This window comes from Thalassobius sp. MITS945101 (assembly GCF_047123305.1).
GTDB lineage: Bacteria > Pseudomonadota > Alphaproteobacteria > Rhodobacterales > Rhodobacteraceae > Thalassobius.
On sequence record NZ_CP138918.1, the window covers coordinates 965,562 to 991,697 of the forward strand.

22 protein-coding genes are annotated in these 26,136 nt (G+C 59.2%); 7 read left to right on the forward strand and 15 right to left on the reverse strand.

The window, feature by feature from the left end; all coding sequences use genetic code 11:
• Positions 1 to 14: 14 nt before the first annotated feature.
• The 7 genes from SIC14_RS04995 to SIC14_RS05025 all read right to left on the reverse strand — a co-directional run bounded on the left by SIC14_RS04995 (position 15) and on the right by SIC14_RS05025 (position 8,457).
• Entirely contained in the window at positions 15 to 1,226 is a 1,212-nt protein-coding gene (locus SIC14_RS04995; RefSeq protein ID WP_412564732.1) for an ABC transporter permease, read from the reverse strand.
• Positions 1,227 to 1,231: 5 nt separating this feature from the next.
• Positions 1,232 to 2,503: an ABC transporter permease gene (locus SIC14_RS05000; protein ID WP_412564733.1), complete on the reverse strand. Its 1,272-nt coding sequence runs from the start codon at positions 2,501 to 2,503 to the stop codon at positions 1,232 to 1,234.
• Between the two features lie 80 nt (positions 2,504 to 2,583).
• Positions 2,584 to 3,687: an extracellular solute-binding protein gene (locus SIC14_RS05005; RefSeq protein WP_412564734.1), complete on the reverse strand. Its 1,104-nt coding sequence runs from the start codon at positions 3,685 to 3,687 to the stop codon at positions 2,584 to 2,586.
• 116 nt (positions 3,688 to 3,803) lie between these two features.
• Positions 3,804 to 4,904 (reverse strand): ABC transporter ATP-binding protein, encoded by a 1,101-nt coding sequence (locus tag SIC14_RS05010; protein ID WP_412564735.1) that lies wholly within the window; start codon positions 4,902 to 4,904, stop codon positions 3,804 to 3,806.
• A 208-nt stretch (positions 4,905 to 5,112) separates the two neighbouring features.
• Positions 5,113 to 6,207: an SMP-30/gluconolactonase/LRE family protein gene (locus SIC14_RS05015; protein WP_412564736.1), complete on the reverse strand. Its 1,095-nt coding sequence runs from the start codon at positions 6,205 to 6,207 to the stop codon at positions 5,113 to 5,115.
• 45 nt (positions 6,208 to 6,252) lie between these two features.
• Positions 6,253 to 7,650 (reverse strand): aspartate aminotransferase family protein, encoded by a 1,398-nt coding sequence (locus tag SIC14_RS05020; protein WP_412564737.1) that lies wholly within the window; start codon positions 7,648 to 7,650, stop codon positions 6,253 to 6,255.
• A gap of 105 nt (positions 7,651 to 7,755) precedes the next feature.
• Positions 7,756 to 8,457, reverse strand: coding sequence for a GntR family transcriptional regulator (locus SIC14_RS05025; RefSeq protein WP_412564738.1), 702 nt, complete (start codon positions 8,455 to 8,457; stop codon positions 7,756 to 7,758).
• A gap of 123 nt (positions 8,458 to 8,580) precedes the next feature.
• Between SIC14_RS05025 and SIC14_RS05030 the strand changes: the two genes are divergently transcribed.
• The 5 genes from SIC14_RS05030 to SIC14_RS05050 are packed head-to-tail and all read left to right on the forward strand — an operon-like array spanning position 8,581 to position 13,887.
• Complete coding sequence (locus SIC14_RS05030; protein ID WP_412564739.1) at positions 8,581 to 9,666, forward strand: polyamine ABC transporter substrate-binding protein; 1,086 nt, start codon at positions 8,581 to 8,583, stop codon at positions 9,664 to 9,666.
• A 60-nt stretch (positions 9,667 to 9,726) separates the two neighbouring features.
• Complete coding sequence (locus tag SIC14_RS05035; protein ID WP_412564740.1) at positions 9,727 to 10,854, forward strand: ABC transporter ATP-binding protein; 1,128 nt, start codon at positions 9,727 to 9,729, stop codon at positions 10,852 to 10,854.
• A gap of 2 nt (positions 10,855 to 10,856) precedes the next feature.
• Entirely contained in the window at positions 10,857 to 11,747 is an 891-nt protein-coding gene (locus SIC14_RS05040; protein ID WP_412564741.1) for an ABC transporter permease subunit, read from the forward strand.
• Entirely contained in the window at positions 11,744 to 12,559 is an 816-nt protein-coding gene (locus SIC14_RS05045) for an ABC transporter permease (protein WP_412564742.1), read from the forward strand. Before SIC14_RS05040 ends, SIC14_RS05045 begins: the two co-directional genes overlap by 4 nt.
• A gap of 11 nt (positions 12,560 to 12,570) precedes the next feature.
• On the forward strand, positions 12,571 to 13,887 hold the full coding sequence (locus tag SIC14_RS05050) for an NAD(P)/FAD-dependent oxidoreductase (protein ID WP_412564743.1): 1,317 nt from the start codon (positions 12,571 to 12,573) through the stop codon (positions 13,885 to 13,887).
• Positions 13,888 to 13,903: 16 nt separating this feature from the next.
• On the opposite strand, the gene SIC14_RS05055 is transcribed toward SIC14_RS05050, so the two are convergent.
• Positions 13,904 to 14,827, reverse strand: coding sequence for a DMT family transporter (locus SIC14_RS05055; protein WP_412564744.1), 924 nt, complete (start codon positions 14,825 to 14,827; stop codon positions 13,904 to 13,906).
• A 130-nt stretch (positions 14,828 to 14,957) separates the two neighbouring features.
• Here SIC14_RS05055 and SIC14_RS05060 point away from each other — a divergent pair, with 130 nt between their 5' ends.
• Positions 14,958 to 16,463 carry a malonate--CoA ligase gene (locus SIC14_RS05060; RefSeq protein ID WP_412564745.1) on the forward strand — a complete coding sequence of 502 codons (1,506 nt, stop codon included), beginning with the start codon at positions 14,958 to 14,960 and terminating at the stop codon, positions 16,461 to 16,463.
• A gap of 159 nt (positions 16,464 to 16,622) precedes the next feature.
• Positions 16,623 to 17,213: an outer membrane protein gene (locus tag SIC14_RS05065; protein WP_412564746.1), complete on the forward strand. Its 591-nt coding sequence runs from the start codon at positions 16,623 to 16,625 to the stop codon at positions 17,211 to 17,213.
• A 93-nt stretch (positions 17,214 to 17,306) separates the two neighbouring features.
• On the opposite strand, the gene msrA is transcribed toward SIC14_RS05065, so the two are convergent.
• The 7 genes from msrA to gltB form a co-directional block, all read right to left on the reverse strand.
• Positions 17,307 to 17,807, reverse strand: a complete 501-nt coding sequence (gene msrA, locus SIC14_RS05070; protein WP_412565826.1) for a peptide-methionine (S)-S-oxide reductase MsrA — start codon at positions 17,805 to 17,807, stop codon at positions 17,307 to 17,309.
• Entirely contained in the window at positions 17,804 to 18,250 is a 447-nt protein-coding gene (gene msrB, locus SIC14_RS05075) for a peptide-methionine (R)-S-oxide reductase MsrB (RefSeq protein WP_412564747.1), read from the reverse strand. The genes msrA and msrB overlap by 4 nt, the downstream gene beginning before the upstream one ends.
• A 62-nt stretch (positions 18,251 to 18,312) precedes the next feature.
• Positions 18,313 to 19,368, reverse strand: a complete 1,056-nt coding sequence (gene queG / locus SIC14_RS05080) for a tRNA epoxyqueuosine(34) reductase QueG (RefSeq protein ID WP_412564748.1) — start codon at positions 19,366 to 19,368, stop codon at positions 18,313 to 18,315.
• Between the two features lie 74 nt (positions 19,369 to 19,442).
• The gene (locus SIC14_RS05085; protein ID WP_412564749.1) at positions 19,443 to 20,108 is read right to left on the reverse strand and encodes a glutathione S-transferase family protein; all 666 of its coding nucleotides are present in this window, start codon (positions 20,106 to 20,108) and stop codon (positions 19,443 to 19,445) included.
• Positions 20,109 to 20,202: 94 nt separating this feature from the next.
• Positions 20,203 to 20,943, reverse strand: coding sequence for a monofunctional biosynthetic peptidoglycan transglycosylase (gene mtgA, locus SIC14_RS05090; RefSeq protein WP_412564750.1), 741 nt, complete (start codon positions 20,941 to 20,943; stop codon positions 20,203 to 20,205).
• 65 nt (positions 20,944 to 21,008) lie between these two features.
• Positions 21,009 to 21,380: a DUF4189 domain-containing protein gene (locus SIC14_RS05095; RefSeq protein ID WP_412564751.1), complete on the reverse strand. Its 372-nt coding sequence runs from the start codon at positions 21,378 to 21,380 to the stop codon at positions 21,009 to 21,011.
• Positions 21,381 to 21,544: 164 nt separating this feature from the next.
• Positions 21,545 to 26,083 carry a glutamate synthase large subunit gene (gene gltB / locus SIC14_RS05100; RefSeq protein ID WP_412564752.1) on the reverse strand — a complete coding sequence of 1,513 codons (4,539 nt, stop codon included), beginning with the start codon at positions 26,081 to 26,083 and terminating at the stop codon, positions 21,545 to 21,547.
• Between the last annotated feature and the right edge of the window lie 53 nt (positions 26,084 to 26,136).

Sequence of the window (26,136 nt, forward strand, 5' to 3'; positions counted from 1 at the left end):
GGTGGCTTGGCCGGTTATCCCGGGCTCAACCCGCGCAGACGTTCGGAACGACGACGCAGCAGCTCGACCGTGGTCAGCAGACCGATCGAAATCACCACAAGGATCGTTGCCACCGCCAGAATGGTCGGCGAGATCTGCTCGCGCAGGCCGGTGAACATCTGCCACGGCAGGGTTTTCTGGCTGGCCGAGCCGACAAACAGAACCACAACCACTTCGTCAAACGAGGTGATGAAAGCAAACAGGCCCCCCGAAATCACGCCGGGCAGGATCAACGGCATCTGCACCTTGAAGAAGGTGGTCACCGGGTTCGCCCCCATGTTCGCCGCCGCGCGGGTCAGCGAGTGGTCGAAACCCACCAGCGTTGCCGTCACAGTGATGATGACAAAAGGAATGCCCAGAACCGCGTGCGCCAGAACCACTTTGACATAACCCACAAAGGTTTTGTCGAGGCCCAGCGAGCCCTCCAGCCAGTTGCCGATCTGACTGTAGAAGAAGAACATGCCGGTGGCCGAAATGATCAGCGGCACAATCATCGGCGAGATCAGGATCGCCATGATCGCGCGTTTGAACGGCACGTGGGATTGGCTCAGGCCAATGGCCGCCAGGGTGCCAAGGCTCACCGAAATCACTGTCGCAATTGGCGCAATGATCAGTGAGTTCTGGAACGAGCGCTGCCATTCATTATTTGTGAAGAAGTCGCGGTAATGCTTCAGCGAATAGCCCTCGGGGTCCAGACGCAGCATTTCCGGCGTGAACGTAAAGAAGTCCTGCGCGTTGAACGACAGCGGCATCACCACAAGGATCGGCGTGATCAGGAAGGTGAAGATCGCGCCACAGATCACCCGGAAGCTATAGTGCCACAGCACCTGACGTGGTGTCAGATAGGGCAGCAACCGCTGACGGTAGCGCCCTTCGTAGAGCCAGTAGATGAACCAATGGAACAGCCAGCCAAAGACGGCGCCCAGGATGACCCCCGGCGTGCCGCCGAAGATGAAGCCCAGAACGGCCAGAAGGGCGATCGAGATCCACTTGGACAGGCGTTCGTTTTTCAGCACTGAAATGTAGGTCATCGCCATCGCAACCACGAGGGCCGCGCCTACCAGGATTCCAATCAGGCCGGAGCCATTGGCGGTACCAACGAAAAGCCCCAGAAGCCCCCCGGCCGCGCCCACAGTGGGCAGGACCAGAGACATGGGTTTGCGGGAAATAGGTGTAAGTGCAGCCATATCCGTTACCCCAGCTTCACATTGTCGATGCCGACGATTTTGTCGTAGGCCCAGTAGAGGATCAGAACCACCGCCAGCAGAATAGTGCCAAGCGCCGCCGCCAGACCCCAGTTCAGCGAGCTGGAGATGTGATAGGCGATCCGGTTCGAGATGAAGACACCTTTGGTGCCGCCGACGATTTCAGGCGTGATGTAGTAGCCAATCGCCAGAATGAACACGAGGATCGACCCCGCGCCAATGCCGGGAATGGACTGCGGGAAGTAGACACGCCAGAACGACGTCCAGTCTGTTGCCCCCATCGATTTCGCGGCCCGCACATAATGCGGCTTGATCGTCTGCATCACCGAATACATCGGCAGGATCATAAACGGCAGCAGAATGTGGGTCATCGCGATGATCGTACCGGTCTGGTTGTTGATCAGCACAAGACGGGAATCATCGGCCACCATGCCCAGCCAGACCAGCACCTCATTGATGACACCCTGTTGTTGCAGCATCACCTTCCACGCCGAGGTCCGCACCAGCAGCGAGGTCCAGAAGGGCAGCAGCACAAGGATCATCAGGATGTTCGCCGTGCGCATCGGCAGGTTGGCCAGGATCCAGGCCACCGGATAGCCCAGAATGATACAGGACACCGTGATGATCATCGACATGATCAGCGTCCGCTGGAACAGTTTGATCAGGATCTGCTTGTCTTCGGGCTGTGCCTGCGCACCTTCGGGCGTGCGGCGCATATCCACCGCGTTGAGGAAATAGCCGTTAGTGTATTTGACCGAATGGGTCTTGATGGTGCGCCAGGTTTCGATGTCGCCCCACTTTTTATCGATGTCGATGATCTTCTCTTTGAAGGGGGCATCGGCAGCCGGGTCGAGCTTTTTCATCTTGCGACCCGATTTACGGAACAGCGACGACAGGCCCGTCTGTTCGTAGTTCAGGCGGGTGCCCAGACGTGTGTGTTTCTTGGCTTCAATCGCCGCAACCATATCGGTGGCAAAGGCGGCATAAAGCGCCTCATCCGGCAACTCGCCACTCTCGGAGTCCCAGTTCTGGAGCTCGACAACAGTCAGCGGCAGCGTTTGGACCACGATGTCGTTTTCCACCGAGCGGAAAAGCATCGAGCCAATCGGAATGATGAATGAAATCAGGACGAAGATCAGCAGCGGTGCAATCAGCATCAATGCTCGCATCTTCTGGCGGCGTAGGGCGCGGCTGAGGCTGCGCTTCAGCGGCGTGCCGTCAGCGGCCAGCACCGGGCCGGTATCGGTAATATCGCTCATGATGTCCCCGTCGGAAATTTGGTGCGGATGGGCCGTACATTGCGGCCCATCCTTTGTATCAAAGCTGAAAAGTCAGCTTCTTATTTTGCCAGCCAAGCCTGGAACTTCGCGTCGATGTCGTCGCGGTAGTCAGCCCAAAACTCGTAGTTATACAGGAAGGTGTTCTGTGCGTTGTTCGGGTCGGTCGGCATGTGCGGCGCCATGTCGATGCCCAGATCGGCGTGCTGACCTACCAGCGGGGCCGAAGAGGCACGGGCCGGACCGTAGGAGATGTACTTGGCCTGATCCGCCAGACGCTGGGTGTCGGTGGCGAAGTAGATGTAGTCCAGGGCACGGGCTTTGCGCTCTTCGCTCAGACCGGCAGGAATGATCCAGCCGTCCAGGTCAAACACCTGAGCGTCCCACAGCATGGCAACCGGCTGCTTCTGCTCTTCGATAACCGAGAACAGACGACCGTTGTAGGTCGAACCCATGACAACTTCACCGTCAGCCAGCAGCTGCGGGGTGTCGGCACCAGCGGACCACCAGACAACGCTGTCTTTGATGGTGTCCAGCTTGGCCAGAGCCTGATCCTGACCTTCCGAGGTTTCCAGAACGTCGTAAACGTCAGCTTTGTCTACGCCGTCGCAGAGCAGAGCCCATTCCATGTTGTTGATCGGACGCTTCTCCAGCGAACGCTTGCCCGGGTAGGCTTCCAGGTCGAACACGTCACAGATCGACGACGGGGCAGTGTCGCCAACCAAGTCGGTGCGGTAGCCGAAAGTGGTCGAGTATACGATCTGCGGGATGAAGCAGTCGGACACCAGCAGCGCGCCGAAGTCGTCTTCTGCAGTGGTGCCGTCGGGTGCCGGTGCCAGCTGGCTGTTGAAGTCGATCTCTTCCGCCAGACCTTCGTCACACAGACGCATCGCGTCCGCAGCAACAACGTCCACAACGTCCCAGGTGACGTTACCGGCTTCGTTCATGGCGCGGAGTTTTGCAACGGCTTCGGCCGAGCTGTCATCGTTGATGATGGTGACGCCGGTCTTTTCCGAATAGGGGTTATGGTAAGCGTTCAGCTGCGACTTGGAGTAAGCGCCGCCCCAGGACACGATGGTCATTTCGTTGGCCATATCGGCCGCAGCAACTGCACCGGCCGCGAAAGCCAGAGCGGTGGAAGTCATGAAGATCTTGGTGAGTTTCATACTTATTCTCCGTGTTGATCCCGTTGTTTATTTTGTGGGCCGGACGTTACGGGGGGAACGACATTGGCCTCATTCAGACCGCCCCTGCTTAAGTCGCAGGAGCGGCTATTTCTGGCTCACGCGTCCAGCGCGCGGCAATCTTCCGGCAGCCAGCCGATTTCGATCTGCTGTCCGGGCTGCAGACGCACCTGGTCCGGTGCGTTCCGGGTTTTCACGATAAACTCTTCGTTGCCGGCGACCCGCAGGCGGGTGCGGAAAATATCGCCCATATAGATGAATTCCAGGACTTCGGCTTTCAGGGTATGTGCCCCTTCCTGCAGACGTTCCTTGTTGAATTCGACACGTTCAGGGCGGATCGAAACGCGGGTGCGCTCGCCAACCTGGCTAACGTTCACCGGTTTGGCATCGATCAGGTCGCCGCCATCCAGTTGCACCAGACACTTATCGCCCGTGATCTCTTTGACCACCCCTTCCAGAGTGTTGTTCTCACCGATGAACTGCGCCACGAAGCTGTTCTTGGGCTCTTCGTAGAGCGTGTCCGGCGGATCCAGCTGCTGAATGCGGCCATCGTCAAACACGGCAACGCGGTCGGACATGGTCAACGCTTCGGTCTGGTCGTGGGTCACGTAAACGGTGGTGATGCCCAGATCATGCGCCAGACGGGTGATTTCAAACTGCATATGTTCGCGCAGCTGCTTATCGAGCGCGCCGAGCGGTTCGTCCATCAAAACCAGTTCCGGCTCAAACACCAGCGCACGCGCCAGTGCGATCCGCTGCTGCTGGCCACCCGAAAGCTGCGCCGGACGGCGGCCACCAAAGGCCCCCATCTGTACCATGTCGAGGGCACGTTTCACCTTGGCCTCACGCTCGGATTTGCCCATCTTGCGGACTTCCAGCGGGAAGGACAGGTTTTCGGCAACCGTCATGTGAGGGAACAGAGCGTAGTTCTGGAAGACCATCCCGATGCCACGTTTGTGCGGGGGGATGTTGTTGATGCTTGTGCCATCCAAAAGGATATCCCCGTGGGTGGCTGTTTCAAAACCGGCCAGCATCATCAGGCAGGTTGTTTTTCCCGAACCGGACGGGCCAAGCATCGTGAGAAACTCGCCCTTTGGCATGGATAGGTTCAGGTCTTTTACGACGAGGTTTTCACCGTCGTAACTTTTTTGCACGCGTTCAAACGCGACAAAAGCATCGCTAGAAGATCCGTCAGGCAAAGCAACTCCCCGCTTTTATGTTCGGCGATTTTCTCGCTCGTTCAGTCAGACTAAAACGCGACTTACGCAGCGTTGCAACCAAATCGCGGCACTTTTGAGCAAAAAAGCGACCTCCACTGTCGCAATTGGCTCTTGCTATGGCGCGAATTCTCGTCGTCGTTTTCGCCGTTCCTCAACGGTATAACGGCGACATTGAGTTGTATACAAGTTAATTCTGCCATCCCGCAGGCAAGACACCCAAACGCGGCTCGGTGAGCGATGTTACGATCAAACGACCGTCATTCAGTGGAATCGCCCCCGTAGTTAACGCAAAATCGCCGCTGGGATCTTGCAGAGATTCCATAAACTTACCCTGCGAATCGAGGCGAATCACGAATCCATAGCGGGTTGGCGCGGGCTTCATCTTCTCCGGCAGCCTCATTATCAGGCGCCGTGCAAAAACATTGCCCGACAGCCGGTCCATGATGGCATTGCGCGGGCTGACAAGTCCAAACCACAGGCTGCCGTCGGAGCCGCGGTTCAAATTGTCGGGAAATCCCGGGAGATTCGACAGCATAATTTCCCCTGCACCCCCCTCAATCGGGTAACGCCACAGACGATAGCCACCGGTTTCCAGCACGTAAATCGAGTCACCGGCCGAATCCAACGCCAGCCCGTTGGCAAAAGACAGGCCCGTCGCCAGCACCTTGGTATCCCCCGTCGCGGGATCATAGCGCAGCACCCGCCCTGTTGCGGAGTGCTCCACCAGATCCAGAACCGAAGCCGCCAAGGTGCTGCCAATTTCACCCGCGGCAAACCGCATGGAACTGTCGGTGAAATAGATCCGCCCGTCCGGCGCGATATCGACATCATTGGCATAAAGGATCGGCGTGCCCTCGGCCTCTGCGGTCAGCAAACGGACCATGCCGCTGGCATCCGCTGCCATCAAACCCTGAAAGGCATCGGCGATATAGAGTGTGCCATCCGGCCCAAACTCGATGCCCAGAGGCCGTCCACCTGTCGTGGCAAACAGCTCCGCCGGCCCCTCGAGGGTACTGCGCAGGATCTCCCCGTCATGGGTTGCCATGTAGATCAGCCCATCCGGCCCGATCGCGGCGTCCTCGGGGCCTTTCCGGCCCGAAATATCGATGAACTCAAGCGCCGCCAACCGGGTGTTCGGGGCATAATCCCCGACATATCCGGCATCCTCTGGCGCCTCCCAGGCCACCGGATCCACTGGCACCGGCCAGAATACCAAATAGGCCCCACCCAGGATCAGGGTGAGGCCCAGTAATTTCGCCACAATGGCCAGCAGTTTGCGCATAATGCCCCCTAAAATGCATCAGGGGCCGTAAATCCGCCTGTCAGATCAGGAGGCCGCCACCCACAGACCCTCATCCTTGACGCGAGCCATGCCCTCGTCAAGCGACTTAATCGCGCGTTCGATCAGGATATCGACCTCTTCACGGGTCATCACCAGCGGCGGCGAGATGATCATCCGGTCGCCAACGTGGCGCATCACCAGATTGTTGGCAAAGCAACGCTCGCGGCAGATGTATCCAACCGTACCCGCATCCGCAGCAAAGGCCGCGCGGGTTTCTTTGTTTGGCGTCAGTGCGATCGATCCCATCATGCCAACGATTTTGGCTTCGCCGACCATCGGGTGATCCATCAGCGCTTCCCACTTCTCTTTCAGGTAGGGGCCAACATCGTTTTTCACGTGATCAACGATGCCTTCCTCTTCCATGATGATGAGGTTTTCCAGCGCTACGGCGGCGGCCACCGGATGGCTGGAGTAGGTGTAGCCGTGGTTGAACTCGCAGTTGCCAATCACCTCGGCAACCTCATCGCTGACGATAGAACCCCCAATCGGCTGGTAGCCCGAGCTGAGGCCTTTGGCGATGGTCATGATGTCGGGGCGAATGCCAACGGTCTGCGACCCGAACCAATTGCCGGTCCGACCAAAGCCACAGATCACCTCATCCGCAATCAGCAGGATTTCGTATTTGTCACAGATCCGCTGAATTTCCGACCAGTAGCTTTCCGGCGGCACAATCACACCGCCCGCACCTTGGATCGGCTCGGCAATGAAGGCCGCGACATTGTCTTCGCCCAGCTCTTCAATCGCTTGCTCAAGCTGGCGCGCACGTTCCAGACCAAATTCCTGCGGATCCAGGTCGCCGCCTTCAGCCCAGTAGTTCGGCTGATCGATGTGGTGCACGCCGGGGATCGGCAAACCGCCCTGCGCATGCATACCGGTCATCCCGCCCAGGCTGGTGCCCGCAACTGTGGAGCCGTGATACGCATTTTTGCGGCTGATGATGATTTTCTTGTTCGGCTTGCCCTTCTGTGCCCAGTAGGTCCGCACCATACGCAGGTTGGTGTCGTTGGCTTCCGAGCCCGAGCCCGCATAGAACACATGGTTCAGATTGCCCGGCGCCAGCTCTGCCAGCTTCTGGCTCAGCGCGATGGCGGGGACGTGGGTGGTCATGAAGAAGGTGTTGTAATAGGGCAGCTCTTTCATCTGACGGGCGGCAACCTCGGCCAGACGATCACGGCCGTAGCCCACATTCACACACCACAGACCGGCCATGCCGTCGATGATCTGGTTGCCTTCGCTGTCGTGAATCCAGACGCCATCGGCGCGGGTGATCACCCGCGCGCCTTGTTTGGCCAGATCGGTCTGGGTCGAGAAGGGGTGCATATGGTGCGCCGCGTCCAGCGCCTGCAGCTCTTCGGTCGGCATATGGTTCGAGATCAAAGTCATCGCATAGCTCCTGGAAATAGGTAGGGCCGGACGAGGGTCGTCCGGCGCCACTTCAAAAATATGATCAAATTTTCAGATGTCAATCGAATCAGTTGTGCTCAAAAATCAGGCCAACATCTCGCGCACCTGCTCCATTCCTTGCATCATATCTTCTAAACAGGCGGCGGCGGCGGCGGCACTGTTACCGTCGGTCATCGCCTGCAAAAGGTCCTTGTGTTTGTCTGGCAAATTCTGCGTTCCGACACGGCCACAAACGACCCTGAGCGATGGCCCGAACCGCAGCCACAAACCCTCGGCCAAATCGGCCAGAATCGGGGCATCCGCCAGATCATAAATCAGCCGATGGAAACGGTAGTTGAACTCTAGATAGGCCTGCAAATCACCACGGGTTATCGCCGCGTCCAGATCTGCGTCCAACCGAACCAGCTCATCCAGCGCTTCAGGGGTCATACCAGCAGTCGCACGTGCGGCCAACTCACCTTCAACACATTGTCTTGCAATGATAATCTCTTCGATATTCTTAGCGGTAAGATGCGGGACAATGACCCGCCTGTTACCTTGAAATTTCAGTGCACCCTCTGCCGTCAAACGACGGATTGCCTCGCGCACGGGCGTCATGCCTGCGTCCAGCCGGGCGGTTAATCCCTGGATCGTAACAGGCTCGCCCGGGGCGATCTCTCCAAACAGAATTTGCTCACGCAATTTGCGGTACACAATCTCATGCGCGGGCAGGCGCGCGTCACCGGATTTTTCTCCGGCTAATTTCTGGGCATCCCCGTCCATAATGCCGCTTTTCTCCACAATCACTTCGTTGGTTCGCTTGCGAGTTTAACGGCACCGTGGAAACATTACCATATTGCCATGAGAGGCAAAACTTGATCAAATTCCAGGATCGGGCAGAAAGACCCGTGATCAAAGGGAGTGCTACCTATGAAGAATCATATCCTGACCGCGGCCGCAGCAGTGGCGTTGCTGGCCGGTGCGGCCACGGCCGAAGAAGTGCGGGTCTATAACTGGTCGGACTATATCGACGAAGATCTGCTGACCAAATTCGAAGAAGAAACCGGGATCGACCTGATCTACGACGTCTTCGACAGCAACGAACTGCTGGAAACCAAAATGCTGGCCGGTGGATCCGGCTATGACGTTGTTGTGCCTTCGGGCACCTTCCTGCAGCGCCAGATCACCGCTGGCGCGTTCCAGAAACTGGATGTTGCCCAGCTGTCCAACCACGGCAACCTCTGGGACCTGATCAAAGACGTGACTGCGGGCTATGACCCCGACAACGCCTATTCGATCAACTACATGTGGGGCAGCACCGGTCTGGGTGTGAACGTCGGCAAGGTGAAAGAGATCCTCGGCGACGACGCACCCCTGAACAGCATGGAACTGGTTCTGAACCCGGCCAATATGGAAAAGCTGGCCGCCTGTGGCGTCCATTTCCTGGATGCGCCTTCGGAAATCATCCCGATGGTGCTGCAGTATCTGGGGGAAAACCCCGACAGCCACGAGCGTGACGTCATTGAAAAGGCCGAGCCGGTCCTGACCGCCGTGCGTCCGCACATCCAGAAATTCCACAGCTCGGAATACATCAACGCGCTGGCAAACGGCGACATCTGTGTGGCTGTTGGTTGGTCCGGTGACATCCTGCAGGCGCGTGACCGTGCGGCCGAAGCCGAAAACGGTGTCGAGATTGCCTATAACGCCTTCGCCGAAGGTTCGCTGATGTGGTTCGACCAGATGGCGATCCCTGCCGACGCCCCGAACCCGGAAGCGGCGCATAAGTTCCTGAACTTCATTCTGGACGCGCAGAACATGGCGACGGCGTCGAACTACGTCTACTACGCCAACGGCAACATCGCGTCGCAGGAACACTTGGTGGAAGACGTGATCGGCGATCCGGCGATTTATCCGGATGAAGAGACCATGTCGAACTTCTACATCACCACGCCTTACCCGTCGAAAACACAGCGCGTTGTGACCCGCCTGTGGACCAAGGTGAAATCCGGTACCTAAGCCGATAAAACTCCGGGCCCGCGCCATCCTGTGCGGGCCCGTCTTATGACAGGGGCAGGCATGAACCAGAACATCTTTGCACCGTGGGAAGATCCCAACGAAAAACCGCTGATTCAGTTCAAAGGCGTCACCAAGCGCTACGGTACGTTCACGGCGATCGACAATCTCACGCAGGACATCTTTGAACGCGAGTTCTTTGCCCTTCTCGGGCCGTCGGGCTGCGGCAAGACCACAATGATGCGGATGCTGGCGGGTTTTGAAACCCCAACCGAAGGCCAGATCCTCATCGCCGGTCAGGACATGGCGGCGGTGCCCCCGAATGAGCGGGCCGTGAACATGATGTTCCAGTCCTACGCCCTGTTCCCGCATCTTTCGATCTGGGAAAACATTGCCTTTGGCCTGAAGCGCATGAAGATGCCGAAGGACCAGATCGGCGAACGTGTCGAAGAGATGCTGCGCCTCACCCGCATGACTCAGTTTGCCAAGCGCAAACCGCATCAGGTTTCCGGCGGTCAGCGTCAACGTGTGGCCCTGGCCCGGTCTTTGGCGCGGGCCCCGAAGCTGCTGCTTTTGGACGAACCTCTGGGTGCGCTGGACAAAAAGCTGCGGGAAGAGACCCAGTTTGAGCTGATGGACATTCAGGAATCCACCGGCACAACGTTCGTGATCGTGACCCACGATCAGGAAGAGGCCATGACCGTCGCCAGCCGTGTCGCGGTTATGGACCACGGCAAGATCATTCAGGTCTCCACCCCCGACAAGATTTATGAAGAGCCGAACTCGGTCTATGTGGCGGACTTTATTGGGGATGTGAATATCATCGAAGGCACGGCCCATAAAACCAGCGATGACGGCTATGACATTCATTGGGCGGAAGGTCATGAACCTTTCCACGCCAAAACCACCACCGTGCTCAGCGAGGGCCAGAAAGGCTATGTCGCCATTCGCCCCGAAAAGATCGGCATCTCGGAAGAGAAACCCGAAGGTGCAATGAATGCGGTGAAGGGCAAGATCATCGACATCGGCTACCTTGGCAATATCTCCACCTACCACGTGGAGCTGCCCGGCGGGGTAATGATCAAGGCGCAGCAGACTAACACCCGTCGCCTGTCACGCCGCAATTTCACCTGGGAAGATGACGTCTGGCTCAGCTGGACGCTGACCGCTGGCTCCGTGCTGGAGCGCTGATCATGCGGCGGCTGTTTCTGATATCCGTTCCCTATGTCTGGTTGCTGGCCTTTTTCCTGATCCCCTTTGTGATCGTGTTGAAAATCTCGCTCAGCGACTCGGCCCTGGCGATCCCACCTTATGAACCGAAACTGGTGCTCAGCGAAGGCTGGGAGGGCCTGAAAGCCTTCTTTGGTGCGCTGGACATGGAAAATTTCGTCTGGCTGACCGAGGATGACCTCTATTGGAAAGCCTATGTTTCCAGCTTGAAAATCGCCTTCTTCTCGACCCTCTTTGCCCTGCTGGTGGGTTATCCAATTGCCTATGGCATGGCACAGGCACCGGATCAGTGGCGGGCGACGTTGATGATGTTGGTGATCCTGCCGTTCTGGACCAGTTTCCTGATCCGCGTCTATGCGTGGATGGGGATCCTCAGTCAGGAAGGTCTGCTTAATCAGCTGCTGATGTGGCTGGGGCTGATCAATGAGCCGCTGATCATCCTGAACACCAACCTCGCCGTCTATATCGGGATTGTTTACACCTATCTGCCCTTTATGATTCTGCCGATCTATTCGGCGCTGGAGAAACTGGATGGCAGCCTGCTGGAAGCGGCCGAGGATCTGGGCTGTTCCCGGTTCATGGCCTTCTGGCTGGTGACGGTGCCACTGTCGAAAAACGGCATCATCGCGGGCTGTTTCCTGGTCTTCATTCCAGCCATCGGTGAATTTGTGATCCCTTCCCTGCTGGGCGGATCGTCCACCCTGATGATTGGTAAGGTCCTGTGGGAAGAGTTCTTCTCCAACCGCGACTGGCCAGTGGCGGCGGCCGTGGCCGTGGTGCTGCTGCTGATCCTGGTGATCCCGATCATCCTGTTCCAGCGCAATGAGCAAAAACAGCGGGAGGCGGATAAATGAGACGGTTTAGCTGGTTCAATGCCACCTCGCTGACGCTGGGGTTCGCCTTCCTCTACCTGCCGATGATCATTCTGGTCTTCTACAGTTTCAATGCCTCGAAACTGGTGACTGTCTGGGCCGGCTTTTCGACCAAGTGGTACGGTGAACTGCTGCGCAATGATCAGATGCTGGATGCAGCCTGGGTCACGATCAAAGTGGCGGTGCTGTCTTCCACCCTGGCCACCGTGCTGGGCACGATGGCCGCGCTGGTCATGGTCCGCACCGGGCGCTTCCTGGGCCGGACCCTGTTCAGCGGCATGATCTTTGCGCCGCTGGTGATGCCCGAAGTGATCACCGGCCTGTCACTGTTCCTGCTGTTCAAACCGGTGTTCAGCCAGTTGGGTGTGCACACCATTGTGCTGGCGCATGCAACCTTTGCCATGTGCTATGTCTCGGTTGTGGTGTCTTCGCGTCTGGTGGCGTTTGATCAGTCGCTGGAAGAAGCGGCACGCGATCTGGGCTGCACCCCGCTGGAAAGCTTCCGGTTGGTGACCCTGCCGATCATTGCCCCTGCGGTGATCTCAGGTTGGCTGTTGGCCTTCACCCTGTCGCTGGACGATCTGGTGATCGCAAGCTTCACCACAGGCCCCGGTGCCACCACCCTGCCTATGAAGATCTGGTCCGCCGTGCGTCTTGGCGTCAGCCCTGAAATCAACGCGCTTTCGACCATCATGATCGGCATTGTGACCGTTGGGGTGATCATCGCCTCAATCAGCACCAAACGGGCCGCCCTGCGGCAACAGCGCGAAGAGCGCGAGGCCGTGGCAAGCTGATGCAGCGGATCATGTCCGACTATGCCTATGGTGATGCGCCACGGGTCGAATGCTTCTGGGGTCCACCAACGGTGGACCCTGCGCAGATGGCACCGGCCCGTGGGGATCAACGGGTTGAAGTCGCCGTGGTCGGGGCCGGTTTCACCGGCCTCAACGCGGGTTTGGCTTTGGCGGAGGCGGGCAAATCTGTTGCGATCTTTGACGCGCAATCACCAGGCTGGGGGGCTTCTGCCCGCAATGGTGGGTTCTGCTGCCTTGGTGGCACCAAACTGCCCTTTGCCGCGATCCGTCGCCTGACCGGTGAGGACGGCCTGCGCGACTGGTGTGCCACTGAAATGGCCGCTGTTGACCATGTGCGCGATCTGCTGAAACGTCATGCGATTGACGCTCAGACCCATTCGCATGGCGAAACCATTATGGCCCACAACGCCCGCTCGATGGCGGGGCTACGACGGGATCAGGCCGAGGTGGACGCCGCCTATGGTTTCGCAACTCAGTTGATCGAAGCCGAAGAGCTGCCGCAACACGGGATGCGCGGCCCGTTTCATGGCGCCATGACACTGCCGCATGGCTTTGCCCTCAATCCACGGGCCTATGTGGACGGGTTGACCACGGCAACGCTGGCGGCGGGGGCCAAGATCCACGCGGGCAGCGCCATTCAGTCCGTCAAACGAAATGGCGGGATCTTCACGCTGAAGACCAATCAGGCCACCATCCGCGCAGATCAGGTGGTGTTTGCCACCAACGGCTATTCCTCCGAGGATGTGCCCGACTGGATGCGCGCTCGGTTCATGCCGTTGCAGTCCTCGATCATCGTGACCCGTCCCCTCAGCGATGAAGAGATCGCCACCGGCTGGTCTTCGGCGCAGATGGCTTACACCGATCAGGTGTTGCTGCACTATTTTCGTTTGCTGCCCGACCGTCGCTTCCTGTTCGGCATGCGTGGCGGGTTCCGCGCAACCCCTGCTTCGGACAAACAGTTGCGCAAACGGATCCGCCGTCAGTTTGAGGGGGCTTTCCCCTTCTGGTCCCATGTTGAGACCGAACACAGCTGGAACGGAATGCTGGCCTTCTCCTCGAAGCTTGCCCCCTATGTGGGACCCGTGCCGGAACTGCCCGGCGCCTTCACCGGATTTGCCTATCACGGCAACGGGGTGGCAATGGGATCCTACGCGGGCCGCCTGCTGGCGGATTTTGTGCTGCAGGATGCGCCGGATCGACCCTATCCCGCCCTTATGCGCTCTGTGCCCAAACGGTTCCCGCTGGGGCGTCACCGCCGGTGGTTGATGGCGCCGGGCTACGCCTGGGCAGCATTGACCGGCGGCTGAAGCCTTTCGGTGCGGATCACCCTTGCGGTGTCATGCCCGACCGTGCCTTGGACCGGCGCAGGCCCAGCGCGTGTTCACGCAGAATAATCAACACGCCCGCAAACACCACCAGTGCCGCACCTGCCAGCATCTGGCCGGTCGGCACCTCATCAAAGATGAAATAGCCGATCCCAAGCGCGAAGATCATCGAAGCATAGTCAAACGGGGCTACCACCGACGCTCCGGCAAAGCGGTAGGACGACGTCAGGAAGATCTGGCCAAAGCCCCCCAGGATCCCGCATCCGATCAACAGCATCGCTTCGGTTCCCGTTGGAATCACCCAACCAAAGGGCAGGGTCAGCAATGACAGGCCGGTGGCGGTGAGGGAGAAGTAAAACACAATCGCCGAGGTCTCCTCGGTCTGGACCATGTTGCGGATGTGGATCTGCGCTAGGGCTGCAAATGTTGCGCCCATCAGGGTCAGCACCACGCCCAGCGCCTGCATGGTCTGCATGCTTTCGCCAGCAAACAGGGTCAGCCGTGGCTCGATCACGATGATCACCCCCAACAGGCCCAGCCCCACCGCAAACATCCGGAACAACCGCACCTCTTCGCCCAGAAACATCGCTGCAAACACAACGGTCAGCAGCGGCGCGGCATAGCCGATGGCGGTGACCTCAGGCAGGGGCAGAAGTCCTAGGGCCGCAAATCCCATGCCCATCGCTGAGGTCCCGATCAAGCCGCGCCAGAAATGCGCCATCTTGGATTTAACCCTGAACCCTGTTTTCAGATCACCGCGCAGGGCAAGCCACAGGATGATCACCGGCAACGCAAAGAACGAGCGAAAAAATACTGCTTCCCCCGGCGGGACGTGATCCGCCGTCGCCTTGATCAGCGAGGCCATCGAGATGAACATCACAACCGAGCAGAGCTTCAGCAGGATACCTTTGACGGGGTTCATAATTGGGGTCCTTTCAGTGACGGGCTGTCACTGCGGCCATGCTACGCGGCGTACCGTAAAGGTCCAGACTTGCAACGTAGAAAAACCATGCCAAAACATCATGCAACAGACAGATACCGGGGGAATCCGCATGTATGAGAGCAACTACTTGATCCACCGCCTTGCGCAGGGCGCAGTGACTGCACCGGACAAGGTCTTTGCCCGCCGCCCCGGATTGGCCGATGTCAGCTATGGCGAGCTGTTTGCGGGCGCACAACGGCTGGCGCAGCGGTTGGCCACATTGGGGCTGGAACCGGGGGATCGGGTGGCGGTTCAGGTGGAAAAGACACTGGAAGCGGTGCAGCTATATCTGGGGACGGTTATGGCAGGTGGGATCTTCCTGCCTCTCAACACCGCCTATACCGGGTCGGAAGTGGCCTATTTCATCGGCGATGCCACGCCACGCATTCTGGTCTGTGACCCCACCCGCGCAACGGAACTAACGCCACTGGCTGATGGCGCCACCGTTCTGACGCTGGATGCCACCGGGCAAGGTAGCCTGATGGCGGATCTGGCAGGAACTGAGACTGGTTTTTCACCCGTTGCGCGCGGTGCGGATGATCTGGCGGCGATCCTCTATACCTCGGGCACGACGGGCCGCTCCAAAGGCGCCATGCTCAGCCACAAAAACCTTGCCAGCAACTCCGAAGCGCTGGTGGACCTGTGGCGGTTCACGGCAGATGATGTGCTGATCCACGCCTTGCCGATTTTCCACACACATGGGCTGTTTGTGGCCACCAATGTGGCGCTGCTCTCAGGCGCCTCGACCGTGTTCCTGCCCAAGTTTGATGCTGTGGCCATTCTGGATGCCATGCCCGCAGCCACCGCGCTGATGGGGGTGCCAACCTTCTACACCCGCCTGTTGCAGAACCCGCGCCTGACACCGGAACATGCCGGCAATATGCGGCTGTTCATCTCAGGCTCCGCACCGCTTTTGGTCGACACCCACGAACAGTGGCAGGCCCGCACCGGTCATCGTATTCTGGAACGCTACGGCATGACCGAAACCAACATGAGCACCTCAAACCCCTATGATGCAGAGCGCCGCGCGGGCACGGTGGGCTTCCCGCTGCCCGGTGTCGAGCTGCGCATCATGGAGGGAGAGGCTGAGGTTACACAGGGTGAGATCGGCGTGATCGAAGTGCGTGGCGACAACGTCTTTCAGGGCTATTGGAAGATGCCCGAAAAAACCGCTGAGGAGCTGCGCCCCGATGGCTGGTTCATTACGGGTGATTTGGCGCAGCAGGACGCAGATGGCTACGTCACCATTGTCGGGCGCGCCAAGGATCTGGTGATCACTGGCGGTTTCAACGTCTACCCGAAAGAGATCGAGAGCTTGATCGACGATCTGCCCGGCGTGCTGGAAAGCGCAGTAATCGGCGTGCCACATCCCGATTTCGGCGAAGCGGTTGTGGCAGTTGTGGTCGCCACCGACCCCAATCTACAGGTCCGTTCGCTCCGAGATGCCTGCGCCGAAAGCCTCGCGAAATTCAAACAACCGAAGCACATAATGATCGTTTCCGAATTGCCAAGGAACACGATGGGGAAAGTTCAGAAAAAGGCGCTGCGCGAAGAACATGCGGACCTCTTCGGCTAATCCCCGCCGAAGCCATCAGCCCAGATCGGCCAATTTTGGCGCATTCTGAACTGATCGGTTCACTTTGGTAAATTCCTTCTTATGTTTCAGCCTGTTCCAAACAGGCGGGGGCCTCCTCCCAACTGAGCCCCGCCCCTTGAGGCATAAAAGGATAACAAAATGACCCTGAACAAACTGCTGATCGCCGGCGTTGCCGCATCGATGACCGCCACCCTGGCCGCCCCCGCTTTTGCCGGTGCCGCAGACGCAGCCCCAGCCACCCCTGACGTGATCCCCGCCCCGGCCCCGGTTGTTGCCGATGGCAACTGGACCGGCGCCTACGGCGGTATCTCGCTGGGCTTTGGTGACGTCACCGCTGGCGCAGCCTCAGGCGACGGTGCCACCTACGGCCTGTCGCTAGGCTATGACCACGATTTCGGCCAATGGGTTGTCGGTGCAGGCCTCGACTATGAAAACGCTGACATCACTCTTGGCGGCAATGAGGTGGACAACACCGCCCGCCTGAAACTGCGCGCCGGTTACGATCTGGGCCAGGGTCTGGTCTACGCAACGGCTGGCGCTGTGCGGATGGACGTGGCCACGGTTGGCGATGACACCGGCTATTTCGCAGGTGTTGGCTACGAACACATGGTCACCGAACAGATCTCGGTTGGTGGTGAAGTGCTGCTGAACAAGATCGACAACTTTGCGGGCACCGGCGACGATCTGGAAGCCACCACCGTCGCAGCCAAAGTTAACTTCCGCTTCTGATACGTCCCCGCAGAAGCGAAAGGAAACGGGCGCCCCATCAAGGAGGCGCCCGTTTTGTATCTGGGTCTCTATTGCGCAGCAACAGAGACGGCATTAGCCGCGTTTTGGCAGCACCCAATCGGGCCGCGGGAAGTGGCAGGTGTAGCCGTTGGGATGTTTCACCAGATAGTCCTGATGCTCTTCCTCTGCGTCCCAGAAGGCGCCCACAGGCTCGACCTCAGTGACGACCTTGCCGGGCCAGATCCCCGAGGCCTCCACATCCGCAATGGTGTCCAGCGCCACTGCTTTCTGATCTTCATTCACATAATAGATAGCCGAGCGATAGCTCATCCCCAGATCATTGCCCTGACGGTTCACCGTTGTGGGATCATGGATCTGAAAGAAGAACTCCAATAGCTTGCGATAGCTGATCTGAGACGGATCGTAGGTGATCTCGATCCCCTCGGCATGTGTGCCGTGGTTCTTGTAGGTCGCGTTTTCCACATCGCCGCCGGTATAGCCCACACGGGTGCCGGTCACGCCGGGCAACCTGCGGATCAGATCCTGCATGCCCCAGAAACAACCGCCGGCCAGTACTGCACGTTCGCTCATCAGATATCCTCCACTTGGTTGAGGTAGTCCCCATATCCTTCGGCCTGCATGTCATCGCGATGCACAAAGCGCAAGGAGGCCGAGTTGATGCAATAACGCAGGCCACCGCGATCCTGCGGCCCATCAGGAAAGACATGGCCCAGATGGCTGTCACCATGGGTCGAGCGCACCTCGGTCCGCACCATACCGTAGGTGCGGTCCTCCAGCTCAGCGATATAGGCAGGTTCAATCGGCTTGGAAAAGCTGGGCCAACCACAGCCCGAATCGTACTTGTCAGATGAGGCAAACAGCGGCTCGCCCGAGACCACATCGACGTAGATCCCCGGTTCCTTATTGCGCAACAGCCGCCCCGAACCTGCGCGCTCGGTGCCGTTTTCCTGTGTCACCCAGCGCTGTTCATCGGTCAGATTGGCGACCACATCCGGATCTTTGGTGTATTTGGACATTTCGGCCCTCCTGTTCTCACCCGCAATAAATAGGAAGTTGCCGGCGCGAGGAAAGCCTTGTTTCAGCGCACTGGCGTTTTCGTGTTGAGCTGCCCCACCGCCCAGCGCGCCGCATCGCGTACTGTGTCGTCCTCATCCTCACAGAGGCTCTGTGCCACCTCACGCAGGGCCGTATCGCCCGAATTACCAATCGCATAAAGCACATTGCGCACAAACCGGTTGCGCCCGATCCGTTTGATCGGGGAGCCGCTGAAAAACGCCCGAAACCCGGCATCATCCAACTGCGCCAGCTCAGCCAGTTTCGGCGCCTTCAGCTCATCCCTTGCGGCATAGCGCAATTCCCGCGCCTCCACCGCAAACTTGTTCCAGGGGCAGGCCGCCAGACAGTCATCACAGCCGTAAATCCGATTGCCCATCTTGGCCCGCAGATCCTCGTCCACCGGGCCATGATGTTCGATCGTCAGATAAGAAATGCAGCGCCGCGCATCCAACTGATAGGGGGCGGGAAAGGCCTCCGTCGGGCAGGCCACCTGACAGGCTACACAAGAGCCGCAACGGTCGGTTTCAGCTGGATCCGTGTCTAAGTCCAGCGTGGTGAAGATCGAGCCGATAAAGAACCAACTGCCCAAGTCTCGACTGACCAGATTGGTGTGTTTGCCCTGCCAGCCAAGGCCCGCCGCCTGCCCCAGCGGCTTCTCCGGCACTGGCGCGGTGTCGACAAACACTTTTACCTCTGTCTCATCTCCGGTCTCAGAAATCAGCCAGCGTGCCAGACGTTTCAGCCGTTTCTTGACCAGATCGTGGTAGTCTTTGTTCTGCGCATAAACCGAGATTGCGCCCAGTTCGGGATGCTGCAAGATCTCTGTTGGATCATGCGCCGGCGTGTAGCTTTCGGCCAGCATGATGACGGATCGCGCCTCGGGCCACAGGGCTGCTGGGTTTTCGCGCCAATGCACCCGCTCCGCCATCCAGCCCATCTGACCGTGATAGCCCGCCTCCAGAAAGCGTTTCAGCCGTTCGGGCACCTGTGGAATGTCCCAGGAGCGGCAGATCCGTGCAGCATCGAACCCTTCGGCATGGGCCTGCGCAACCAATCTCTGTTTCAGCCCATCTGCCATTTCATCTTGCCCAAAAAACTCCGGGGGAATTGGCCAGCAGGCCAAGGGGGCAGCGCCCCCTCCCCACTTGAGGATCAGAAATCCAGGTCTGCGTAATGTGGCGGCGGCGGGAAGCCTGGCACCTGATCTGCCAGGATGGAACGGAAGGCCGGGCGCGATTTGATTTTCGCATACCAATCCTTCACCACCTCATGCCGGTTCCAATCCACATCCGAGATATAGTCCAGTGCCGACAGATGCGCTGCAGCAGCAAAATCCGCCATCGTCATCTGATCACCCGCCAGCCAACGACGCTGATCCAGCAGCCAGGCCATATAATCCAGATGATACTTGATGCGCTGCGCACCCGCCTTGACATTTTTGCTGTCGGGATAGCCCTGCGCCATGACTTTCTTGTGGACCCGCTCATATAGCAGCTTCGAGGTCACCTCTTGGTGAAACTTGTCATCAAACCACGACACAATCCGGCGCACTTCGAAACGCGCGGCGGCGTTGCGGGGCATCAGGGCTGGCTCCGGGTAGGCCTCTTCCAGATATTCGCAGATCGCGGTGCTTTCCGACATGGTCATGCCGTCCAGCTTCAGCACCGGCACCTTGCCGGCCGGGTTGCGGCGCAGGAAATCGGGATCCTGTTCCCAATAGCGCTCCTCGGCCAGTTCCACCTCGATCCGCTTCTCCGCCAGAACAAGGCGCAGCTTGCGGCAAAAGGGGGACAGCGGGAAATGATAGAGCTTGGCCATTGCGGGGCACCTTTGACAGAACAGAACGGTTACAGAAACGGGTCTCAGGACGGTTTGGGAACGTCTTTCTCAATGCCTGTTTGCGGGGCGGTTTTCAATCCTCGAAACAGGCGGCGCGGCCATCACGGCGGATTGTCTCCGCCCCGTCAAGGATCTGCGCCGCGCGGCGCCTGACAAACTCCGCCGGTTTGGAGGCAGAGCGGGATTTAGGCGACGGCAGAATGGCGGCCAGACGGGCCGCCTGCACCTTGCTCAACTCCGCCGCACCGACACCGAAGTAATGCTGCGCCGCGGCTCCGACGCCAAAGACACCTTCGTCAAACTCGGCCACGTTCAGATAGACCTCAAGGATGCGCTCCTTGCTCCAGAACAGCTCCACCGCCGGGGTCAGTGCCGCCTCCAGCGCTTTGCGGGTCCAGGTCCGACCGTGCCAGAGGAAGGCATTTTTCACCACCTGCTGCGAAATGGTGGAGCCGCCACGCGCCCCGCCCGCCGCAATCGCGGCCCGGATCGCCGCCATGTCAAAGCCCCAGTGGTTGCAGTAATTGGCATCCTCTGCCGCCACAACAGACCGGAACATCACCGGCGCGATCTGATCGCGTGGCACCCAGTCCTGTTTGATGGCGCCAAGCCGGCGTTGTTCCTGCGACATGTAGATGGTCGTGGGCGGATTGATCAGGCTGTAGGACAGCACCCAGAGCAGCACCAGACAGCCAGCCAACAAGACCCCGCGCCAGGCCCAGCGCAACACCTGACGCAGCTCCGCGCCGATCCAGGCCCGCAGACCGGATTTCCGTTTGCCTTTGGTTTTCCGCTTTTTCGTGGCTTTCGCCATGCCTGTCTGCCCTCAACACCTCATGGCCCGATCTCAGCAACGCCGGTCGGGCCTTGTGGCAAAGATTACTTGGAACAGGACCAGACCACCACCCGGCAATCGTTGCCATGTTGCAGGCAATAGCCAACCGCCTGATTTTCGGCAACTTCGCGCGAACTGTTCCAGGCCCACCCCCAGGCGCCCGAAGGCGACCGCGCCATGGCACCACAGGTGTTGTAGAAGGATTTGATCTCGGTGCATTGGCCTTTGCAGCTTTGCTGTACGGCGTTGATGGCCTCTTGTTCGCTGAAATAGCTATGGGCCCAGCCATAGGCCCCGTTCGCTGCCGACCCCACAGCGCCCCAGCAGTATTCATAGCCACAAGATCCAGCCACCGCCGTGCTGGAGGTGATGAGGCCAAATAGGCCTGCAGTCGCAATCTTCTTGAAAATAGACATGTCGCGCTCCCTTTCGCTCTATCAGGGTATACGGCGCATCGGCGCAATATTTTGCAAGAGAATAGCCGATTCCCAAGAAATCGTGAACTTTTGCGGCAATTTGGCCCGTATCAAATGCAAAACGGCGACCCGTGGGCCGCCGTTTCGTTTGTTCTGTAATCGGCTCACTCTGCCGGCATCGCCGCCTCTTCCACGCTCAGCGGATGCGGGATGTGGATCAGCATCTCTTTCGGGCAGACCTGAACGAAGTTTTTCACCTCGGCCTCCCAGTGCTGCAGGATACGGGCCGCTTTCTGACTGCCGGTCTCTGCCAGATGACGCTCGATCAGGCCTTTCAGCTGCTCTTCCCAATGGGCCACAGTGACCGGGCAGGTCACCAGGGTTTCGGGGTTCATCAGCTCATCCGCTTGACCTTCGGGATCATAGAGGTAGGCCATACCACCGGTCATACCTGCGCCGAAGTTGGCACCGATGGACCCAAGGATAACGGCCACACCGCCGGTCATGTATTCACAACCGTTGCTGCCACAGCCTTCGATCACCACTTTGGCGCCAGAGTTCCGCACGGCGAAACGTTCGCCAGCACGGCCCGCGGCAAAGAGGTAGCCGTCAGTTGCCCCATAAAGCACGGTGTTGCCGATGATCGTGTTATCCTCAGCCACCAGCGGGCTGGCCATCGGAGGCCGCACCACAACGGTGCCGCCCGACAGACCTTTGCCGACATAGTCGTTGGCATCCCCGGACACTTCCAGCTTCAGGCCCGGCGCTGCAAAGGCGCCCAGTGCCTGACCGGCGGAACCGGTCAGTTTCACCGTCAGGTGATCGGCCTGCAGCGCGTTGCGCATGCCGAAGTTTTTGACAATGTGGCTGGAGGTGCGGGTGCCCACGGTCCGGTGGGTGTTCTGCACCGCATAGCTCAACTGCATCTTTTCGCCATCCTCAAGGAAGCGATGTGCATCCCGCACAATTTCAGCGTCCAGCGTGTCTGGCACCTCGTTTCGCGGCTTGCTGCGGTCATAGGTGATGTCCGCAGACCCATCGACGGTCAGCAGCAGCGGGTTGAGGTCCAGATCGTCCAGATGGGCGGAACCCCGGCTCACCTGGCTCAGCAGGTCGGCGCGGCCGATCACCTCTTCAATGCTGCGCGCCCCGATGGAGGCCAGAATCTCGCGCACCTCTTGCGCATAGAAGGTGATCAGGTTCACCACCTTGTCAGCGTTGCCAGTGAACTTGCCACGCAGGGCTTCGTCCTGCGTACAGACGCCCACGGGGCAGGTGTTCGACTGACACTGACGCACCATGATACAGCCCATTGCGATCAGCGCGGCGGTGCCGATGCCGTATTCCTCGGCGCCCATCATGGCCGCAATCACGATGTCACGACCGGTGCGCAGGCCACCGTCGGTCCGCAGGGTCACACGATCCCGCAGGTTGTTCATCGCCAGAACCTGATGCGCCTCGGTCAGACCCATTTCCCATGGCAGACCGGCGTATTTGATCGAAGTAGCGGGAGACGCCCCGGTGCCACCGTTGTGGCCCGAGATCAGGATCACGTCGGCTTCGGCCTTGGCCACACCGGCCGCGATAGTGCCAACACCAGAGGCGGCAACCAGTTTCACGGTCACTTTACAGCGCGGGTTGATCTGCTTCAGGTCGTAGATCAGCTGCGCCAGATCCTCGATCGAGTAGATGTCGTGGTGCGGCGGCGGCGAAATCAGGGTCACACCCTTGGTGGAGTGACGCAGGCGGGCAATCAGGTCAGTGACCTTCATACCCGGCAGCTGACCGCCCTCACCCGGTTTCGCACCCTGGGCCACCTTGATCTCCAGCTCTTCGCACTGGTTCAGGTATTCGGCGGTCACGCCGAAACGGCCCGAGGCCACCTGTTTGATCTTGGCCGACGGGTTGTCGCCGTTTGGTTCTGGCACAAAGTGTGCGGGGTCTTCCCCACCTTCACCCGAATCCGACTTGGCGCCGATGCGGTTCATTGCAACGTTCAGCGTCTTATGCGCCTCAGGGCTCAGCGCGCCCAGGGACATGCCCGGGGTGACAAAGCGTTTGCGGATCGCGGTGATGCTTTCCACTTCTTCAATCGGGATCGCCTTGCCCAGCGGTTTGAACGCCAAGAGGTCACGCAGATGAATCGGCGGCATCGACTGCATCTTGGCCGAATACTGTTTCCACAGCTCAAACGAGGCGCGGTTACAGGCCTGCTGCAACACATGCATCGACTGCGCTTCCCAGGCGTGGGTTTCGCCGGATTTACGCGACTTGTAGAAACCACCGATTGGCAGAACATCACGGCCACCGCCCCAACCCTGGGCGTGCACCTCTTCGACTTTTTTCTGGATACCGGAAACACCGATCCCGGAAATACGGCTGGTCATGCCGGGGAAGAATTCAGCACACATGGCGCGGGACAGGCCCACCGCCTCAAAATTCAGACCACCACGGTAAGAGGAAATGACCGAGATGCCCATCTTGGCCATGATCTTCAGCAGGCCCTGATCGATGGCATCACGGTAGCGTTTCACCGCTTCGGTCAGGGTGCAGTCCAGCAGGTCGCGTTCGATGCGATCCGCCAGCGAATCTTCGGCCAGATAGGCGTTCACAACAGTGGCACCACAACCGATCAGCACGGCGAAGTAATGCGGATCCACACATTCAGCCGACCGCACGTTCAGCGAGCAGAAGGTCCGCAGACCTTTGCGGGTCAGGTGGCTGTGCACGGCCGAGGTCGCAAGGATCATCGGCATGGCAACCTTGCCTGCGCCCTGATGCTGGTCTGTCAGCACAATGTGACCGGCGCCTGAACGTACGGCGTCTTCGGCCTCGGCGCGGATGCGCTCCAACGCGGCGTGCAACGCGTTTTCGTCAGCACCCGCAGCAAAGGTACAATCGATCTCAACCAGTTCGGCGTTGAACTGACGCACCAGTTCTTCCCACTGGGCGTTGCCCACAAAGGGGCTTTCCAGCACAAGGATTTCGGTCTGCGCCGAGCTTTCGTCCAGCACGTTCTTTAGGTTGCCGAAACGGGTCTTCAGCGACATCACACGGTATTCCCGCAAGCTGTCGATCGGCGGGTTGGTCACCTGGCTGAAGTTCTGACGGAAGAAGTGGCTCAGCGGGCGGTATTTGTTCGACAGAACGGCCGACGGGGTGTCATCCCCCATCGAGGCAATAGCTTCTTTGCCATCTTCGGCCATCGGGGCCAGGATCTGCTCCAGTTCTTCAATCGAATAGCCCGCCGCAATCTGGCGTTTGCGCAGCTCGGCCCCGGCGAACATCGGCTTTTCGGTCAGGCCAGACAGCGCCTGTTCCAGATCGGTGATCTTGCCAACCCAATCGCCAAACGGCTGGGCGGCAGCCAGTTTGTTCTTGATTTTGGTGTCGTGGTAGAGCTTGCCCTCTTCCATATCCACCGCCAGCAGCTGGCCCGGACCCAGCGCGCCTTTTTCTTTCACGCTGGATTCATCGGTCGGGACCATACCTGCCTCAGAGCCTGCGATCAGCAGGTCGTCGCCGGTCACAACATAGCGCATCGGACGCAGGCCGTTCCGGTCCAGACCGGCGCAAACCCAGCGGCCATCGGTCATCGCCAGCGCGGCGGGACCGTCCCAGGGCTCCATCACGGAGTTGCAATAGGAATACATATCGCGCCAGGCCTGCGGCAGTTCCTGAGCCTGTTTGGACCAGGATTCCGGCACCAGCATGGTTTTCGCCATCGGTGCGTTGCGGCCGGCGCGGACCAGAACCTCAAACACCGAATCCAGCGCCGCCGAGTCCGAAGACCCCGCCGGGATGATCGGCTTGATGTCTTCTGCCAAATCGCCAAAGGCGCCCGAGGCCATGCGAATCTCGTGGCTCTTCATCCAGTTGACGTTGCCTTTCAGCGTGTTGATCTCACCATTGTGGGCCAACATGCGGAACGGCTGGGCCAGCCACCATTCCGGGAAGGTGTTGGTGGAGTAACGCTGGTGATAGATCGCAAAGGCGCTTTCGAACCGTTCGTCCTGCAGGTCGGGATAGAAATCCGCCACTTGTTCCGCCAGCATCATGCCTTTGTAGATGATCGAACGGCAGGACAGCGAACACAGGTACATGCCGTTGATGCCGGCCGCCGCGGCGGCCTTCTCGATCCGGCGACGGATCACATAGAGCTCGCGCTCGAACTCTTCTTCGCTGATGTTTTTCGCGTTCGAGATCAAGATCTGTTCAATCTCAGGGCGGGTGGCGTTGGCTTTGTCGCCCAGACAGGAGACATCCACCGGCACGTGGCGCCAGCCGTAGATGTAATGGCCCATGCGCAGCACTTCGCTCTCGACGATGGTCCGGCATTTTTCCTGTGCGCCGAAATCGGTGCGCGGCAGGAAGACCTGACCAACGGCGATCAGCTTGCTTTCATCCGGCTCATGACCGGTGCGCTGAATCTGGTCGTAGAAAAACGGCACCGGAATCTGCACGTGAATACCCGCGCCGTCGCCGGTTTTGCCGTCGGCGTCAACCGCGCCGCGGTGCCAGATGGCCTTCAGCGCGGTGATACCGGATTCAACAACCTTCCGGCTGGGTTTGCCGTCCAGCGAAACCACCAGGCCTACACCACAGGAAGAATGCTCTTCCTCGTGCGAGTACATGCCGTTTTCGGCCAGCCACTTGCGTTTCGCTTCTTCGGCTGCCGCCCAGTTTGCGTCGTATTTGGTCATGTCAGCTCTCCTTTGCTGCGGCGGTGCGTTCGGGGTGAAGGATCTGGCGTTGG

What these genes read in the sequence shown, in the direction of transcription:
- SIC14_RS05015 (WP_412564736.1), bottom strand. Translation starts at nt 6,207, where the DNA reads ATGCGCAAACTGCTGGCCATTGTGGCGAAATTACTGGGCCTCACCCTG.
- SIC14_RS05095 (WP_412564751.1), bottom strand. Translation starts at nt 21,380, where the DNA reads ATGTCTATTTTCAAGAAGATTGCGACTGCAGGCCTATTTGGCCTCATC.
- msrB (WP_412564747.1), bottom strand. Translation starts at nt 18,250, where the DNA reads ATGTCCAAATACACCAAAGATCCGGATGTGGTCGCCAATCTGACCGAT.
- SIC14_RS05060 (WP_412564745.1), top strand. Translation starts at nt 14,958, where the DNA reads ATGTATGAGAGCAACTACTTGATCCACCGCCTTGCGCAGGGCGCAGTG.
- SIC14_RS05045 (WP_412564742.1), top strand. Translation starts at nt 11,744, where the DNA reads ATGAGACGGTTTAGCTGGTTCAATGCCACCTCGCTGACGCTGGGGTTC.
- SIC14_RS05035 (WP_412564740.1), top strand. Translation starts at nt 9,727, where the DNA reads ATGAACCAGAACATCTTTGCACCGTGGGAAGATCCCAACGAAAAACCG.
- SIC14_RS05050 (WP_412564743.1), top strand. Translation starts at nt 12,571, where the DNA reads ATGTCCGACTATGCCTATGGTGATGCGCCACGGGTCGAATGCTTCTGG.
- SIC14_RS05065 (WP_412564746.1), top strand. Translation starts at nt 16,623, where the DNA reads ATGACCCTGAACAAACTGCTGATCGCCGGCGTTGCCGCATCGATGACC.
- SIC14_RS05020 (WP_412564737.1), bottom strand. Translation starts at nt 7,650, where the DNA reads ATGACTTTGATCTCGAACCATATGCCGACCGAAGAGCTGCAGGCGCTG.
- gltB (WP_412564752.1), bottom strand. Translation starts at nt 26,083, where the DNA reads ATGACCAAATACGACGCAAACTGGGCGGCAGCCGAAGAAGCGAAACGC.
- SIC14_RS05005 (WP_412564734.1), bottom strand. Translation starts at nt 3,687, where the DNA reads ATGAAACTCACCAAGATCTTCATGACTTCCACCGCTCTGGCTTTCGCG.
- mtgA (WP_412564750.1), bottom strand. Translation starts at nt 20,943, where the DNA reads ATGGCGAAAGCCACGAAAAAGCGGAAAACCAAAGGCAAACGGAAATCC.
- SIC14_RS05000 (WP_412564733.1), bottom strand. Translation starts at nt 2,503, where the DNA reads ATGAGCGATATTACCGATACCGGCCCGGTGCTGGCCGCTGACGGCACG.
- SIC14_RS05085 (WP_412564749.1), bottom strand. Translation starts at nt 20,108, where the DNA reads ATGGCCAAGCTCTATCATTTCCCGCTGTCCCCCTTTTGCCGCAAGCTG.
- SIC14_RS05030 (WP_412564739.1), top strand. Translation starts at nt 8,581, where the DNA reads ATGAAGAATCATATCCTGACCGCGGCCGCAGCAGTGGCGTTGCTGGCC.
- SIC14_RS05055 (WP_412564744.1), bottom strand. Translation starts at nt 14,827, where the DNA reads ATGAACCCCGTCAAAGGTATCCTGCTGAAGCTCTGCTCGGTTGTGATG.
- SIC14_RS05040 (WP_412564741.1), top strand. Translation starts at nt 10,857, where the DNA reads ATGCGGCGGCTGTTTCTGATATCCGTTCCCTATGTCTGGTTGCTGGCC.
- SIC14_RS04995 (WP_412564732.1), bottom strand. Translation starts at nt 1,226, where the DNA reads ATGGCTGCACTTACACCTATTTCCCGCAAACCCATGTCTCTGGTCCTG.
- queG (WP_412564748.1), bottom strand. Translation starts at nt 19,368, where the DNA reads ATGGCAGATGGGCTGAAACAGAGATTGGTTGCGCAGGCCCATGCCGAA.